We start from the raw sequence: 16,599 nt of genomic DNA, 5'->3' as shown, positions 1-16,599 counted from the left end.
AAGGTGGCGTACATGCAAGCCAGCACGGTCGGTACGGTCGCCGCGCTCACCGGTGTCTCGGTGCGCACGCTGCATCACTACGACCACATCGGTCTGGTGGTGCCCAGCGTCCGCACCGCGGCCGGGTACCGCGGGTACACCGACGCCGATGTCGAACGACTGCACCTCGTGCTGGTGTTCCGGTCGGTGGGCCTGCCACTCGAGGAGATCCGCACGCTGCTCGACGATCCGCAGGTCGACGTCGTCGCCCGGCTCGAACGTCAGCTCGAGCTGTTGCACGAACGCGCCGACCGCATCCGGCACACCATCAAGGCAGTGGAGGAATTGATGAACGCGCACCGCGACGGAATCCAGCTCACCGCCCAGGAGCAGGTCGAGATCTTCGGCAGTGTCGTGCACACCGAGGACCACGCCGCCGAGGCGCAACAGCGCTGGGGTGACACCGAGGCCTGGCGCCAGTCCCGGCAGCGCACGGCCCGGATGAGCAAGCGGGACTGGATCGAGGTCCGCGACGAAGGCGAGGCGCTGCTGGCCGACCTCGTGGCGGCGAAACGCGACGGGATCGCGCCGGGCAGCCCGGAGGCCGATCGACTCGCCGCGCGGCACCGCGCCTCGATCGAGCGGTTCTACGACTGCGACGACGCGATGCAGCTGTGCCTGGTGCAGATGTACCTCGCCGACGAACGCTTCACCCGCCACTACGACGACCGCGAGCCGGGGCTGGCCCGGTATCTGCACGATGTGGTCGTCGCTAGCATCGAGCGGTGACCATCGAACCGCGCGCCACCGCCGACCTCGTCGACGACATCGGACCCGACGTCCGCAGTTGTGATCTGCAGCTTCGCCAATTCGGCGGGCGACCGGAATTCGCCGGGCGGGTCACCACGGTGCGGTGCTTCCAGGACAACGCGCTGCTCAAATCGGTGCTGTCGGAACCCGGCGACGGCGGCGTGCTGGTGATCGACGGCGACGGTTCGTTGCACACCGCGCTGGTCGGCGATGTGATCGCCGCGCTGGGCCGCGACAACGGGTGGAGCGGGCTGATCATCAACGGCGCCGTCCGGGACGCCTTGACGCTGCGTACCCTCGACATCGGGATCAAGGCCTTGGGCACCAACCCGCGCAAGAGTACGAAAACCGGTGCGGGCGAACGGGATGTCCCCGTCGAGTTCGGCGGCGTGACGTTCACGCCGGGCGACGTCGCCTACAGCGACGACGACGGAATCGTCATCGTCACGCCGTAGCTTCTGCCCGCCCACTGTGCAGTCGAGCGGATCAGACCGTGACCGGCGCCTGGTGCTTGCTGAAGGCGAGCGTGTCGTCGTCGATCTTGCCGTTGCGGATGACCCGCAGATCGATCAGGTAGTTCTGCTTCAACCGCCACGGTGCCTTACCGCCGGACTTGGGCAGCCTGTCGAGGGCGCGCTTGATGTAACCCGACGTCAGGTCGACGAACGGCAGGCGCTCGACATCATCGCCCGGATCGCGCGGTTCGACGGTGTCGTAACCCTTCTCGTCCATGTAGGAAAGCAGCCTGCTGACGTACTCCGAGGTGAGGTCGGCCTTGAGCGTCCACGAGGCGTTGGTGTAGCCGAACGTGAACGCCATGTTCGGGATGCCGGAGAGCATCATGCCCTTGTAGGCCACCGTATCGGCGAGGTCGAGCGGTTCGCCGTTGCGCAGCACGTCGGCGCCGCCGAAGAACTGCACGTTCAAACCCGTTGCGGTGATGATGATGTCGGCCTTCAGCTGCTCCCCCGACTTCAGCAGGATGCCGTCGGCGGTGAACCGTTCGATCGCATCGGTGACGACGTCGGCCTTACCCTTGCGGATCGCCTTGAAGATGTCGCCGTTGGGGGCCAGGCACACCCGCTGATCCCACGGACGGTAGCTGGGGCTGAAGTGCCGGTCGTAGTCGTAGCCCTCCGGCAGCCGGCGTTCGGCCATCTTGCGCAACGCTTTTCGGAACATCGTCGGGAAGATGCGGGCCATCTGGTACTGGCTCATGGCCTGCAGGATGGCCTTCCACCGCACGGCCGTGTACGCGGGCTTCTCCGGGAGCAGCCGGTAGGCGCGCGCGGCGAAGGAGTCCTTGTCGGGCAGCGTGCCGATGTAGGTGGGCGTGCGCTGCAGCATCGTGACGTGGCCGGCGCCGGTGTCGATCAGCGCGGGGATCAGTGTGATCGCGGTGGCCCCGCTGCCGATGACGACGATGTTCTTGCCTTGGTAGTCAAGGTCTTCCGGCCAGTGCTGCGGGTGCACGATCGTGCCCGCGAAGTCGTCGGCGCCGGGGAACTCGGGCGAATAGCCCTTGTCGTAGTTGTAGTAGCCGCTGCACGCCCACAGGAACCCGGCGTTGAGCGCGGTGCGCTCGCCGTCGCGCTCGATGGTCAGCTCCCAGTGGTTGTCCGCGTCCGACCAGTTCGCGGCGACGACCTTGTGGCCGTACCGGATGTGCTTGTCGATGCCGCTCTCGGTGGCCGCCTCGTTGAGGTAGTTCCAGATCGACGCGCCGTCGGCGATGCTCTGGTCGGTCGCCCACGGCTTGAAGTGGAAGCCGAGCGTGTACATATCCGAGTCCGACCGGATGCCCGGGTATTTGAACAGATCCCAGGTGCCGCCGAGCTTGTCGCGCCGTTCCAGGATCGCGTAGCTCTTGTCGGGGTTCTGGCCCTGCAGATGCCATGCGGCGCTGATGCCGGAGATCCCGGCTCCGATGATCACTACGTCGACAAATTCGGTCATGGTGTCAAGCTATCAACACCTCGTCGACATCGTCAACAGTGTGTTGAGAATTTCGACGGCGTGTAAAGTATCCGGCGTGACCACCGCCAGCCAGGCCCGCGCCTCTCGTGGCCGCCGGTCGGCCCGCCCGTCGGGCGACGACCGTGAACAGGCCATCCTGGCGACCGCCGAACAACTCCTCGAGGCCCGCCCGTTCGCCGAGATCTCCGTCGACGACCTGGCCAAGGGCGCGGGCATCTCCCGCCCCACCTTCTACTTCTACTTCGGCTCCAAGGAAGCGGTGCTGCTGACGCTGTGGGAGCGGGTCATCCGGGAGGCCGATGCGGCACTCGAGAACGCGGCCTCCAACGCGACGTCGGAGGACGTGTGGCGGCCGGGCATCAAGGTGTTCTTCGATACGTTCGGCGCCCACCGGGGCGTCACCGTCGCGGCATCCGGATCCGACAACGCCGAGGTCCGCGACGTCTTCGCGAAGTTCATGCAGAAGTGGATCGATTTCACCGCGGCGACCATCGAGGCCGAACGCCGGCGCGGCGCGGCCCCGCAGACGCTGCCCGCCCGCGACATCGCCACCGCGCTCAACCTGATGAACGAGCGCACCCTGCTCGCGGCGTTCGCCGCCGAGACACCCGGCATCCCGCCCGACCGGGTCCTCGACTCGCTCGTCCACGTGTGGACGTGTGCGGTGTACGGGGAATGCCGCTGACACGTCGGACCCTCATGCGAACATATGTTCGTGTCGGCTCCGGCTCGTGGTCATGCGCAGGCCAGCATCCTGCACGCTGACCTCGACTCCTTCTACGCCTCGGTCGAGCAGCGCGACGATCCCGCACTGCGCGGCCGGCCCGTCATCGTCGGCGGCGGGGTGGTGCTCGCGGCCAGCTACGAGGCCAAGGCCTACGGCGTCCGCACCGCGATGGGCGGCCACCAGGCGCGGCGGCTGTGCCCGCAGGCGGTCGTCGTCCCGCCGCGCATGGCCGCCTACTCCCAGGCCAGCGCCGACGTGTTCGAGGTCTTCCGCGACACCACCCCGCTCGTCGAACCTCTCTCGGTGGACGAGGCGTTCCTCGACGTCTCCGGCCTCGGCCGGGTCTCGGGCACACCGGTGGCGATCGGCGCGCGCCTGCGGGCCAGGGTGCGCGAGGAGGTCGGGCTGCCGATCACCGTCGGGATCGCGCGGACGAAGTTCCTCGCCAAGGTCGCCAGCCAGGAGGGCAAACCGGACGGGCTGCTGCTGGTCCCGCCGGACCGCGAGCTGGCCTTCCTGCATCCGCTGCCGGTGCGGCGGCTCTGGGGGGTCGGCGAGAAGACCGCCGCGAAGCTGCGCGCGCACGGCATCGAAACCGTCGCCGACGTCGCCGAACTCGGCGAGTCGACGCTGAGCGCGATGGTCGGTGGCGCGATGGGCCGTCAGCTCTACGCGCTGTCGCACAACATCGATCGGCGCCGGGTGGTCACCGGCGTCCGGCGCCGCTCGGTTGGGGCGCAGCGGGCGCTGGGCCGCCGCGGCAACGCCATGACGGCCGCCGAGGTGGACGCCGTGGTGGTCAACCTGATCGACCGCATCACCCGCCGGATGCGCAACGCCGGTCGCACCGGCCGCACGGTCGTGCTGCGGTTGCGCTTCGACGACTTCAGCCGCGTCACCCGCTCACACACCATGCCGCGCGCGACGGCGTCGACTGACGCCGTGCTGGCCGCCGCACGCGATCTGGTCGCGGCGGCGGCCCCGGTGATCGCCGAGCGCGGGCTCACGCTGATCGGTTTCGCGGTGTCCAACATCGACTGCGACGGCGCCCAGCAGCTCGAGTTGCCCTTCGGGCAGGCGCCCGATGCGGGCGCGCTCGACGCCGCGGTCGACGAGGTGCGCACCCGCTACGGCAACGCCGCCGTCACCCGCGGGGTGCTGCTCGGGCGCGATCCCGGATTGGAGATGCCGATGCTGCCGGACTGACCGTCAGGCGGGGACGACGCGGCCCCACACCCGGTGTTCGCCGAGGCTCTCGAGCAGCGCCGACGTCAGGCCCGCGGGGTCCGACGCGCTGAGCACGCCTTCGGAATCGGTGTTGACGCCGGACGAGGCGAGCAGATCCGTCCCCTGCGGGAGCACGCCGAGCGCCTTGAAGTGCCGGAACGCTTCGTCGACGAGGATCTTCGCCTGCACGGTGGCGGGCGAGCCGGCGAGGACGAGGCCGTCGAACTCGATCGAACGCGCGGTCGCATACGTGCGTGAGATCGGGATGCTGCCACCCTCGTGGTCGAGGGTCCCGCCGTGCGCGGCGATCACCAGGGGCACCAGCTTCGCCGCCCCCAGCGCTTCGACCACCGCCGCCACGACGCCGTTGTCGGAGTCCGGTCCGGTGAGGATGCCGATGTTGCGGCCCTCCACCGGCCAGGTCTTGCCCACCTGCGACACCGCCGGGCTGAGCACCGCCGGCTCGGCCGGGGTGACCGTGGGCGCGGGCGGTTCGAGACCCAGACCTGCGGCCACCGTCGCGCACAGTTCGGCGTCGATGTTGGCCAGGACGGCGAGCTGGCGTTCCTTGATCGTCTGCTCGTAGCACTTGCCCAGCTCGAAGGTGTACGCCTCGGCGACATGGGTCTGCTCGACCGGGCTCAGGCTCCGGTAGAACATCGCCGCCTGCGAGAAGTGGTCGTCGTAGGACGCCGGTGCGGCGCGGACCTTCGTCGACTCGGCGACCACGGCGGGCGCCTCGATGAACGCACCGGTGTCCACGCCCGCGAGGAACGGGCATCCGCCGTCGAGCGAGTTCGGCCGGTACGGCGCGGCACCCGGGTGCACGCCGTGCTGGTGGAACCCGTCGCGCAACATGTCGTTGACGGGCGCGTGCGGACGGTTGATCGGGATCTGACCGAAGTTCGGTCCGCCCAGCCGGGTCAACTGGGTGTCGAGGTACGAGAACAACCGCGCCTGCAGCAGCGGATCGTCGGTGACGTCGATACCGGGCACCAGATGGCCCGGGTGGAAGGCCACCTGTTCGGTCTCGGCGAAGAAGTTGGTGGGGTTGCGGTTGAGCTGCATGGTGCCGATCACCTGCACCGGGGCGAGTTCCTCGGGCACGATCTTCGTCGGGTCGAGCAGATCGATGCCCTCGAACATCTGGTCCGGGTTGTCGGGCATCACCTGTACACCGAGATCCCACTCGGGGTAGGCGCCCTTTTCGATCGCATCCGCCAGATCGCGGCGGTGCAGGTCGGGGTCCATCCCGGCAGCGATCTGCGCCTCTTCCCAGACCAGTGAGTGCACGCCCAGTCGCGGCTTCCAGTGGAACTTGACCAGTGACGTCGACCCGTCCGGTCCGGTGAGCCGGAAGGTGTGGACGCCGAAGCCCTCCATCATCCGGAAGGACCGCGGGATGCCGCGGTCGGACATGTTCCACATGGTGTGCGCTTGGGCTTCGGTGTGCAGGGACACGAAGTCCCAGAAGGTGTCGTGCGCGCTCTGGGCCTGCGGGATCTCCCGGTCCGGGTGCGGTTTGGCAGCGTGCACGACGTCGGGGAACTTGATGCCGTCCTGGATGAAGAACACCGGGATGTTGTTGCCGACGAGGTCGAACGTGCCCTCGTCGGTGTAGAACTTGGTGGCGAATCCGCGGGTGTCACGGACCGTGTCGGCCGATCCGCGCGACCCGAGCACAGTGGAGAAGCGGACGAACACATCGGTTTCGGCGCCGGACCTCAAAAAGCCCGCCTTGCAAATCTTCTCGGCCGCGCCGTTACCGCGGAACACGCCGTGTGCCGCCGCCCCGCGGGCGTGCACCGCACGCTCCGGGATGCGCTCGTGATCGAAATGCATGATCTTCTCGCGCAGGTGGTGGTCCTGCAGCAGGGTCGGGCCGCGTTCGCCCGCCTTCAGTGAGTGGTCGGTGTCGTGGAGTCGCGCGCCCTGTGCGGTGGTGAGGTACTCGCCCTGCTGTCCGCGCGCGGTCTGCCCACCGCCGACGGAAAGGCCGGTGGCCGTGCGGAGATCGGGTCCGCCCTGATCCGGTTTGGGGGGCAGCGGTTCCCGCGGGGCGGTCGGCTCCTCGAAGGTCGGCTTCTCCGGTCCGGGCGCGCCGGGGATGTAGCTCGGGCTGTGCTGCTGCAGCCGCTCGGCGGCCTCTACGACCTTGTCCTTGGCATCTTTGACGACGCTCTTGATGGTCTCTTTGGCTCCGCGATCTTGCGCCATGGGGTCCCCTTCGTTTCAGCTCGGTCGCTGAGCGGGGCGCGCCGAAACGGCCCCTGCTCACGCGTCCCCCCGCCTTTCCCTGCCGCAGGGGTGGCTAAACGCGGCGGACCGCCATGTGGGATTTCAGGAGGAGGTCCACGCCAGCAGATCGTCGGCGGGCCAGGTGTTGACGATCCGCTCGGCGGGCACGCCGGCGTCGAGCGCCCGTTGTGCGCCGTAGCCGAGGAAGTCCAGCTGACCCGGCGCGTGCGAATCGGTGTCGATCGAGAACACGCAACCGATGTCGAGCGCGAGCTTCAACAGCCGGGTGGGGGGATCCCGCCGTTCGGGGCGGGAGTTGATCTCGACGGCGGTGCCGTTGTCGCGGCACGCGGTGAACACCTTCTCGGCGTCGAATTTCGATTCAGGCCGGATTCCGCGGTTTCCGGTGACCAACCGCCCGGTGCAGTGGCCGAGCACGTCGGTGTGCGGATTGGCGACGGCCTTGAGCATGCGGCGTGTCATCGCCGGGGCGTCCATCGCCAGTTTCGAGTGCACGCTGGCCACCACGACGTCGAGGCGCTCGAGCAGTTCCTCCTCCTGGTCGAGGGAGCCGTCCTCGAGGATGTCGACTTCGATGCCGGTCAGAATGCGAAGGGGTGCAACGCTTTCCCGGAGTTCGTCGATGACGTCGAGCTGTTTGCGCAGCCGGTCCGGGGACAGCCCGTTGGCGATGGTCAACCGCGGTGAGTGGTCGGTCAACACGCAGTACTCGTGCCCGAGGTCGCGGGCGGCGAGCATCATCTCCTCGATCGGCGCCGACCCGTCCGACCAGTTGGAGTGCACGTGCAGATCGCCCTTGAGTGCCGCGCGGATCTCACCGCCGCCGAGATCGACTGCGTTCTCCCGCAATTCGATGAGCACGTCGGGTTCGCGGCCGGCCCACGCCTGCGCGATCACCTTCGCCGTCTTGGGCCCGATTCCGGGCAGCGACTGCCACGAATCGGCGGCGCCGTGGCGGTCACGTTCGGCTTCGGTGAGCCGCTCCACGACGTCGGCGGCGTTGCGGTAGGCCATCACCCGTCGAGAGTCCTCGCGGGCGCGGTCCTTGTAGTACGCGATCTGGCGCAGCGCGGTCACGGGGTCCATGTCCCCAGTGTGCCCTCAGTGCGGACTCCACTCCGGGTCGCGGCCGCTGAGCCCGGCGATGCGGTCGATCGCCGGCGCGTCGTCGGGCACCGGCACGGCCGGGCCGAACATTCCCTCGGTGCCCGCGGTGTCGAACTGGCTCAGATGCTGCAGGCACGCGTGGGCGGTGGCGGCGTCGCAGTCATAGTTCTGACCGGTGGCCACGGCGACGTCCCAGCCGTGGATGACGACCTCGGCCAACGCGACCGAACCCGCGACCTCTCCGGGCAGGTCGATCCCGCCGGCGCGCGTCATACCCGTCCACGCCGCCGGGTCCCGCCAGGACTCGGCGAGTTCGGCCAGAAACCGCGGATATTCCGTCCGCCATCCCGGTGACAGCGGTGTATCCGGTTCCGGCGGGGTGTCAGTCAACGGGCCGAACTCCTTGTCCGCTGCCGCGCGGAAAGCCTGCGCCAACCCGCCGATGTGGGCCACCAGCGCCCGCAGTGGCATCTCGCTGCACGGCGTCGGCGCGTCCAGCGCGTCGTCGGTCACCGCGGCCAGCACTGCCGCCGTCCGCCTGCATGCCTCGCTCAAATCCTCCATGGCGGTACTGACCACCGGTCGCCTCCGATTTCATCGCGCCGCTCCCAGGAAGACGGACTACCGTGGGTCGACGTGCGATTCGCCTTCAAGACCTCACCGCAGAACACCACCTGGGCCGAGATGCTGCCGATCTGGCAGGCCGCCGACGACATCGACGTCTACGAGTCGGGCTGGACGTTCGACCACTTCTATCCGATCTTCTCCGACTCGACCGGCCCCTGTCTCGAGGGCTGGATCACGCTGACCGCGTTGGCGCAGGCCACCAAGCGGTTGCGCGTCGGGGTGCCCGTCACCGGCATCCACTACCGCCACCCGGCGGTCCTGGCCAACATGGCCTCCGCCCTCGACATCGTCAGCAACGGCCGGCTCGAACTCGGTATCGGCGCCGGCTGGAACGAGGAGGAGTCGGGTGCCTACGGCATCGAACTCGGCTCGATCAAGGAGCGGTTCGACCGCTTCGAGGAGGCGTGTGAGGTGTTGACCGGCCTGCTCTCCCAGGAGACGACGAGCTTCGACGGGAAGTACTACCAGCTCAAGGACGCGCGCAACGAGCCGAAGGGTCCCCAGCAGCCGCACCCGCCGATCTGCATCGGCGGCAGCGGCGAAAAGCGGACGCTGCGCATCACCGCCCGTTGGGCGCAGCACTGGAACTACGTCGGTGGCCCGCCCGAGGAGTTCGCCCGCAAGCGGGACGTGTTGGCCTCGCACTGCGCGGACATCGGTCGCGATCCGAAGGAGATCATGTTCTCGGCGCACGTCCGTCTCGGCGCGGACCGGGACTACGCGAAGGTGGTCGACGAGGCGGCCGCACTCGGCGCCGAGGGTCTCGACCTGGCGATCATCTATCTGCCGTCGCCGTACGACACGGCGGTGCTGGAACCGCTCGCCGAGGCGATCAGGGACTCCGGGCTGACGGTCACGAAAGCATAACGATCAAGCAAAATGCAGGGGCGGCCCGCGCCGACCACCTGTCCAGCGGTCCGCCGCTTAGCTAGACGCCGTAGCGCACCAGTTCGGCGGCGGTGATGAGCCGTTCGTGCTTGGCGGGGAACTCACGGCTCTTGACGGGGTGACGGAACAATGACCAGGCGATTCGACCCACCCGTGACCGGGAAATCGGGTTGATGTACACGGCGATTACTCCTGCAATAACTCAATTGCTGATCGTGGGCCACGATATCGCAAAACCCACATCAAGTCATTAGAGTTCGACCTCGCGGCAAACGCCATGAGGCGCGCCGAAGAGGTTGCGGCGAGTTTCTGGTGTGACGGGTGTGGTTCTTGTGGTCTGTAGCGCTGCGGTCGAGCGCCGACTGTGCGACGCCATACGCGACACGCCGGGGTGGCCGTATGAGACCGCACAATCGCTACGGGCGGGCCCGATCTACCGCTGCGGAACCGCCGTCGGCCTGATCGGAGCCGGCAGCGCGCTCTTACCCATCAGGTACCGGTCGACACCCGCGGCGGCCGCCCGCCCCTCGGCGATCGCCCACACGATGAGCGACTGTCCGCGGCCCATGTCGCCGGCCACGAACACGCCGGGCACCGAGGTCGCGAAGTCGTCGTCGCGGGCGACGTTGCCGCGGTCGGTCAGCTCAACCTTGAGGTCGGTCAGCAGGCCGTCTTTCTCCGGCCCGACAAAGCCCATGGCGAGCAGCACCAGATCGGCCTCCAGCTCGAAATCCGAACCCTCGATCTTCTCGAACTTGCCGGCCTTCATCTCGACCTCGTGCACCTTGAGCGACCTGACGTGGCCGTTCTCGTCGCCGCAGAACTCCTCGGTGTTGACCGAGAAGACCCGCTCACCGCCCTCTTCGTGCGCCGAGGAGACCCGGAACATCAACGGATAGGTCGGCCACGGGGTGCTGTCCGCCCGCGTCTCCGGCGGCCGCGGCATGATCTCGAACTGGTGGACGCTCGCCGCACCCTGCCGGTGGGAGGTGCCTAGGCAGTCCGCGCCGGTGTCGCCGCCACCGATGATGACGACCTTCTTGCCCTTCGCGGTGATCGGCGGCTCGCCGTCCTCGCCGGTCACTTCATTCTTCAAATCCCCCGCTGCAAACCGGTTGGCCCACGGCAGGAACTCCATCGCCTGGTGGATGCCGTCGAGTTCGCGGCCGGGGATCGGCAGATCACGCCATGCGGTCGCACCGCCGGCGAGCACCACCGCGTCGAACTCCGAGCGCAGCTGCGCGACGCTGATGTCGACGCCGACGTTGACGCCGGTGCGGAACTGGGTGCCTTCGGCCTCCATCTGTTCCAGCCGGCGGTCGATGTGGCGCTTCTCCATCTTGAACTCGGGGATGCCGTAGCGCAGCAGGCCGCCGATCCGGTCGGCGCGCTCGAACACGGTCACCGTGTGACCGGCGCGGGTGAGCTGCTGGGCGGCGGCCAGCCCGGCCGGGCCGGAGCCGACGACGGCGACCTTCTTACCGGTCAACCGGTCCGGCGGGAGCGGGACGACCCAGCCCTCGTCGAAGGCGTTGTCGATGATCTCGACCTCGACCTGCTTGATGGTGACCGCGTCCTGGTTGATGCCGAGCACGCACGAGGCCTCACACGGCGCCGGGCACAGCCGCCCGGTGAACTCCGGGAAGTTGTTGGTCGCGTGCAGCCGCTCGATCGCATCGCGCCACCGGTCCTTGAAGACCAGGTCGTTCCACTCGGGAATCAGGTTCCCCAGCGGACACCCGTTGTGGCAGAACGGGATCCCGCAATCCATGCAGCGGGCCGCCTGGGTCTGCAGCGTCTCGTGGGAGAAGTCCTCGTAGACCTCTTTCCAGTCGCGCAGGCGCAGCGGCACCGGCCGGCGCGGCGGGAGCTCGCGATGGGTGTACTTCATAAAACCGCGCGGATCAGCCACTTGCGGCCGCCATGATCGCCTCGTTCTTGTCGGCGCCGGTGCGTTCCGCCTCGGCGATTGCGGCCAGCACGCGCTTGAAATCGCGCGGCATGACCTTGACGAAATGCTTCAACTCTTCTTCCCAGTTGTTCAGGATGCGTTGTCCCACAGCCGAATCAGTGGCGTCGACGTGGGCCTGCAGCATGCCGTGCAGCCACGAGACGTTCTCGTCGTCGAGAGTGTCGAGCTCCACCATCTCGGCGTTGAGGTTGTCCGGGAGTTCACCCGCGGGGTCGTAGACGAACGCCATCCCGCCGGACATCCCGGCCGCGAAGTTGCGGCCGGTCGGGCCGAGGATGACGACCTTGCCGCCGGTCATGTACTCGCAACCGTGGTCGCCCACACCCTCGACGACGGCGACGGCCCCGGAGTTGCGGACCGCGAAGCGCTCCCCGACCTGGCCGCGCAGGAACATCTCACCGCTGGTCGCCCCGAACAGGATGACGTTGCCTGCGATGATGTTGTCCTCGGCCACGTAGTCGGCCGGGGCGTTCTCCGCCGGACGGACCACCACCCGGCCACCCGAGAGACCCTTGCCCACATAGTCGTTCGCATCGCCGTAGACCCGCAGCGTGATGCCCTGGGGGACGAAGGCGCCGAAGCTGTTGCCCGCCGAACCGTCGAACGTGATGTCGATCGTGCCGTCCGGGAGCCCCTGGCCGCCGTACGCCTTGGTCACCTCGTGGCCGAGCATGGTGCCGACCGTGCGGTTGACGTTGGCGATGGTGGTCGAGAACTTGACCGGCGTGCCGGAATCCAGTGCCTCGCGGCACATCACGATCAGCTGCTGGTCGAGCGCCTTGTCCAGCCCGTGGTCCTGACGCGAACTGCAGTACAGGTCCTGGTTCATGAACGCCGACTCGGGCTCGTGCAGCACCGGCGACAGGTCGAGCTTGTGGGCCTTCCAGTGCTCGGCCGCCTCGGTGGTGTCGAGCACGCCGACCTGGCCGACCATCTCGTTGACGGTGCGGAAACCCAACTGCGCCATGGTCTCGCGCACTTCCTCGGCGATGAACATGAAGAAGTTCTCGACGAACTCGGGCTTACCGTTGAACCGCTCGCGCAGCACCGGGTTCTGGGTGGCCACGCCGACGGGGCAGGTGTCGAGGTGGCAGACCCGCATCATGATGCAACCCGAGACCACCAGCGGTGCGGTCGCGAAACCGAACTCCTCGGCGCCGAGCAGCGCGGCGATCACCACGTCGCGGCCGGTCTTGAGCTGACCGTCGACCTGCACCACGATGCGGTCGCGAAGACCGTTGAGCAGCAACGTCTGCTGCGTCTCCGCCAGGCCCAGCTCCCACGGCGCGCCGGCATGCTTCATCGACGTCAGCGGCGTCGCGCCGGTGCCGCCGTCGTGGCCGGAGATCAGCACCACGTCGGCGTGGGCCTTGGAGACACCCGCCGCGACCGTCCCGACGCCGTTCTCGCTGACCAGCTTCACGTGCACGCGGGCCTGCGGGTTGGCGTTCTTGAGGTCGTGGATAAGCTGCGCGAGATCCTCGATCGAGTAGATGTCGTGGTGCGGCGGCGGCGAGATCAGCCCGACACCCGGGGTGGAGTGCCGCACCTCGGCGACCCACGGGTACACCTTGTGACCCGGAAGCTGCCCGCCCTCACCGGGTTTCGCACCCTGGGCCATCTTGATCTGGATGTCGGTGCAGTTGCTCAGGTAGTGGCTGGTGACCCCGAAACGGCCCGACGCGACCTGCTTGATCGCGCTGCGCCGCCAATCGCCGTTGTCGTCGCGGTCGAAGCGGGTGACAGCCTCGCCGCCCTCGCCCGAGTTGGACCGGCCGCCGAGGCGGTTCATCGCGATTGCGAGCGTCTCGTGCGCCTCGGCCGAGATCGAGCCGTAGCTCATCGCGCCGGTGGAGAAGCGTTTGACGATCTCGCTGGCGGGTTCCACCTCGTCGATCGGAATCGGTTGACGGACACCGTCTTTGAACTTCAGCAGGCCGCGCAGCGAGGCCATCCGCTCGGACTGGTCGTCGACGAGCTGGGTGTACTCCTTGAACACCGAGTACTGGCCGGTCCGGGTGGAGTGCTGCAGCTTGAACACCGTGTCCGGGTTGAAGAGGTGGTACTCCCCTTCCCGCCGCCACTGGTATTCGCCGCCGACCTCGAGTTCGCGGTGTGCCCGCTCGTCGGGCCGGTCGAGGTAGGCCAGCGCATGACGGGCGGCGACCTCGGCGGCGATGTCGTCGAGATCGATACCGCCGACCGGGCAGTTCAACCCGGTGAAGTACTCGTCGAGCACCGTCTGGTCGATGCCGATGGCCTGGAACAGCTGCGCGCCGGTGTAGGAGGCCAGCGTCGAGATGCCCATCTTGGACATCACCTTCAGCACACCCTTGCCGGCGGCCTTGACGTAGTTGGCCTTGGCCTGGTCGCTGGAGATCCCGGTGATGACCCCTCGGTCGACCATGTCCTCGATCGACTCGAACGCCATGTAGGGGTTGATGGCCGCGGCGCCGAAGCCGCACAGGGCGGCCATGTGGTGCACCTCGCGGGCGTCGCCGGCCTCGACGACGAGCCCGACCTGGGTGCGGGTGCGCTCCCGGACCAGATGGTGGTGCACCGCCGAGACGCTCAGCAGCGACGGGATCGGCGCCATCTGCTCGTCGGATTCGCGGTCGGAGAGCACGATGATGCGCGCGCCGTCGCGGATGGCGGCCGAGACCTTGGCGCGGACGTTGTTCAGCGCCTCCTTCAGCCCCTGACCGCCCCGGTTGACCGGGTACAGGCAGCGGATCACCGCCGCGCGCATCCCGTGCTTGTGGCCGCGGATCTCGTGGTCGGGGTCGACGCAGATCAGCTTCGACAGTTCGGCGTTGCGCAGGATCGGCTGCGGCAGCACGATCTGACGGCACGATTCGGCGGTCGGGTTGAGCAGATCGCCCTCCGGGCCGATGACGCCCTGCAGGCTGGTCACCACCTCTTCGCGGATGGCGTCCAGCGGCGGGTTGGTCACCTGCGCGAACAACTGCTGGAAGTAGTCGAACAGCATGCGCGGCCGCTGCGAGAGCACGGCGACGGGCGTATCGGTGCCCATCGACCCGATCGGTTCGGCGCCGGTGCGCGCCATCGGGGCGACGAGCAGGTTGAGCTCTTCGTAGGTGTAGCCGAACGCCTGCTGGCGCAGCACCACCCGGTGGTGCGGCATCCGCACGTAGTCACCCGGCGGCAGCTCCTCGAGCTGGAAAAGGCCGGCCTCGAGCCATTCGCCGTACGGGTGTTCGGCGGCGAGTTCGGCCTTGATCTCCTCGTCGGAGACGATGCGGCCCTGCGCGGTGTCGACGAGGAACATGCGGCCGGGCTGCAGGCGCATCTTCTGCACGACGGTCGACGGGTCGAGGTCGAGAACCCCGGCCTCCGATGCCATGACGACCAGGCCGTCCTCGGTGGCCCAGATCCGCGACGGGCGCAGACCGTTGCGGTCGAGCACGGCGCCGATCACGGTGCCGTCGGTGAAGCACACCGCCGCCGGGCCGTCCCACGGTTCCATGAGCGAGGCGTGGTAGCGGTAGAAGTCCCGTCGGGCCGGGTCCATCGACTCGTGGCGTTCCCACGCCTCGGGGATCATCATCAGCACCGCGTGCGGCAGGCTGCGGCCCCCGAGGTGCAGCAGTTCGAGCACCTCGTCGAAGCGCGCGGTGTCCGATGCGCCCGGCGTGCAGACGGGAACGATCTTGTCGAGGTCGGCCTGGGTGCCGAAGACGTCGGTGCGGATCAGCGCCTCGCGCGCCCGCATCCAGTTCTCGTTACCGGTGACGGTGTTGATCTCACCGTTGTGGGCGACGCGGCGGAACGGATGCGCCAGCGGCCACGACGGGAAGGTGTTGGTGGAGAAGCGGGAGTGCACGATGCCCAGCGCGCTGGTCAGCCGCTCGTCCTGCAGGTCGAGATAGAACGCCCGCAGCTGCGGGGTGGTCAGCATGCCCTTGTAGACGAATGTCTGACCGCTCAGGCTCGGGAAGTACACCGTCTCCCGGCCCGGACCGTCCTGACCAGGACCTTTGGTGCCCAGCTCGTGCTCGGCGCGCTTGCGCACGACGTAGGCCCGGCGCTCCAGGTCCATGCCGCGGACGCGAGGAGCAGAGGGATCTCCCGACGCGCCGGCCATGAAGACCTGCCGGAACGTGGGCATCGCGTCGCGGGCCAGGGCGCCCAGCGAGGAGTCGTCGGTCGGCACGTCGCGCCAGCCGAGCACCGTCAGCCCCTCGGCCTCGGCGATCTTCTGGACCTGCTCGCAGGCCGTCGCGGCGTCTTTGGACGACTGCGGCAGGAATGCGATGCCGGTGGCGTAGCTGCCCGGTTCGGGCAGGTCGAAGTCCACCACGGCCCGGAAGAACTCGTCGGGGACCTGCAGCAGGATGCCCGCACCGTCGCCGGTGTTCGGTTCCGCGCCCTGGGCACCGCGGTGCTCCAGGTTGAGCAGGGCTGTGATGGCCTTATCGACGATGTCGCGGCTGCGGCGCCCGTGCATATCGGCCACCATCGCCACGCCACACGAGTCGTGCTCGTACGCGGGGTTGTACAGCCCGCTGGGCACTGGTCCCACTGGATCCCACCTGACCCTTACTCTCGAACCTTCGGCGAAGCTTCAGTTGGCTGCCGTCTGCGACGGCGTGAGCCGACGGGGCGGAGGCGGTCCTCTGTGCAGCACTGAACAGCGGCCTTTTTCCCACTCGCCACAAGTGAAGAAAACGATAAGTCAAACACCGGCTGACATGCCAACTTAGTCGGACCTAACTATACTCGCCCGCCACGTTGCCGAGGTCTGCGTGCGCCGATCGGCAGTCGCGCGAAAACACCTGCGCTACAGGCAGATTCACCGGACCCCCGTGGGCCCGCGCCCGAACCGGCATCCGGCCGAGAGATTGCTACCACATTCCAGCAGTTTGCTGTAGGTGAATTTCGAGGCCATTTTGCTGGTGTTGTTGACTGTGTGACGTTTGCAGAAAGCCTAGTCAGATTCTTAGACAACGCTGACCTACGCCTGAGCGGACGTCGTGACGCGCACATGAAGCCGCCGAATGGCCGA

General features: G+C 68.0%; 12 protein-coding genes. 5 read left to right on the top strand and 7 right to left on the bottom strand.

The window, feature by feature from the left end; genetic code table 11:
* The first annotated feature begins 12 nt into the window (after window positions 1–12).
* Window positions 13–768, top strand: coding sequence for a MerR family transcriptional regulator (locus G6N49_RS25295; RefSeq protein ID WP_064874480.1), 756 nt, complete (start codon window positions 13–15; stop codon window positions 766–768).
* A complete protein-coding gene (gene rraA, locus G6N49_RS25290; protein ID WP_064917044.1) occupies window positions 765–1,244 on the top strand; it encodes a ribonuclease E activity regulator RraA in 480 nt (159 codons plus the stop codon). The genes G6N49_RS25295 and rraA overlap by 4 nt, the downstream gene beginning before the upstream one ends.
* 31 nt (window positions 1,245–1,275) lie before the next feature.
* Here rraA and G6N49_RS25285 read toward each other — a convergent pair whose 3' ends face one another.
* Window positions 1,276–2,745 carry a flavin-containing monooxygenase gene (locus tag G6N49_RS25285; protein WP_011857407.1) on the bottom strand — a complete coding sequence of 490 codons (1,470 nt, stop codon included), beginning with the start codon at window positions 2,743–2,745 and terminating at the stop codon, window positions 1,276–1,278.
* A gap of 76 nt (window positions 2,746–2,821) precedes the next feature.
* Between G6N49_RS25285 and G6N49_RS25280 the strand changes: the two genes are divergently transcribed.
* Together G6N49_RS25280 and dinB are read left to right on the top strand one after the other, a co-directional pair.
* On the top strand, window positions 2,822–3,451 hold the full coding sequence (locus G6N49_RS25280; protein WP_064874464.1) for a TetR/AcrR family transcriptional regulator: 630 nt from the start codon (window positions 2,822–2,824) through the stop codon (window positions 3,449–3,451).
* Window positions 3,452–3,475: 24 nt separating this feature from the next.
* The gene (gene dinB / locus G6N49_RS25275; RefSeq protein WP_064917042.1) at window positions 3,476–4,699 is read left to right on the top strand and encodes a DNA polymerase IV; all 1,224 of its coding nucleotides are present in this window, start codon (window positions 3,476–3,478) and stop codon (window positions 4,697–4,699) included.
* A 3-nt stretch (window positions 4,700–4,702) separates the two neighbouring features.
* Here the strand turns inward: dinB and G6N49_RS25270 are convergent, their stop codons facing one another.
* The 3 genes from G6N49_RS25270 to G6N49_RS25260 form a co-directional block, all read right to left on the bottom strand.
* On the bottom strand, window positions 4,703–6,937 hold the full coding sequence (locus tag G6N49_RS25270; RefSeq protein WP_011857410.1) for a catalase: 2,235 nt from the start codon (window positions 6,935–6,937) through the stop codon (window positions 4,703–4,705).
* Window positions 6,938–7,060: 123 nt separating this feature from the next.
* Window positions 7,061–8,065 (bottom strand): PHP domain-containing protein, encoded by a 1,005-nt coding sequence (locus G6N49_RS25265; protein WP_011857411.1) that lies wholly within the window; start codon window positions 8,063–8,065, stop codon window positions 7,061–7,063.
* 15 nt (window positions 8,066–8,080) lie between these two features.
* The gene (locus G6N49_RS25260; protein WP_041925183.1) at window positions 8,081–8,650 is read right to left on the bottom strand and encodes a TIGR03086 family metal-binding protein; all 570 of its coding nucleotides are present in this window, start codon (window positions 8,648–8,650) and stop codon (window positions 8,081–8,083) included.
* 72 nt (window positions 8,651–8,722) lie between these two features.
* On the opposite strand from G6N49_RS25260, the gene G6N49_RS25255 reads away from it, so the two are divergent.
* A complete protein-coding gene (locus tag G6N49_RS25255; protein ID WP_083045263.1) occupies window positions 8,723–9,580 on the top strand; it encodes an LLM class F420-dependent oxidoreductase in 858 nt (285 codons plus the stop codon).
* Window positions 9,581–9,641: 61 nt separating this feature from the next.
* Here the strand turns inward: G6N49_RS25255 and G6N49_RS29235 are convergent, their stop codons facing one another.
* The 3 genes from G6N49_RS29235 to gltB form a co-directional block, all read right to left on the bottom strand.
* Window positions 9,642–9,782, bottom strand: a complete 141-nt coding sequence (locus G6N49_RS29235) for a hypothetical protein (RefSeq protein ID WP_011562439.1) — start codon at window positions 9,780–9,782, stop codon at window positions 9,642–9,644.
* A gap of 252 nt (window positions 9,783–10,034) precedes the next feature.
* Window positions 10,035–11,513: a glutamate synthase subunit beta gene (locus tag G6N49_RS25250; RefSeq protein WP_011857414.1), complete on the bottom strand. Its 1,479-nt coding sequence runs from the start codon at window positions 11,511–11,513 to the stop codon at window positions 10,035–10,037.
* The gene (gltB, locus tag G6N49_RS25245; RefSeq protein ID WP_083045262.1) at window positions 11,506–16,116 is read right to left on the bottom strand and encodes a glutamate synthase large subunit; all 4,611 of its coding nucleotides are present in this window, start codon (window positions 16,114–16,116) and stop codon (window positions 11,506–11,508) included. The genes G6N49_RS25250 and gltB overlap by 8 nt, the downstream gene beginning before the upstream one ends.
* Window positions 16,117–16,599 lie beyond the last annotated feature (483 nt).

The organism is Mycolicibacterium monacense (genome assembly GCF_010731575.1).
Taxonomy (GTDB): domain Bacteria; phylum Actinomycetota; class Actinomycetes; order Mycobacteriales; family Mycobacteriaceae; genus Mycobacterium; species Mycobacterium monacense.
Note: the sequence above shows the minus strand (reverse complement) of the source record. Positions and strands in the feature narration are given on the sequence as shown.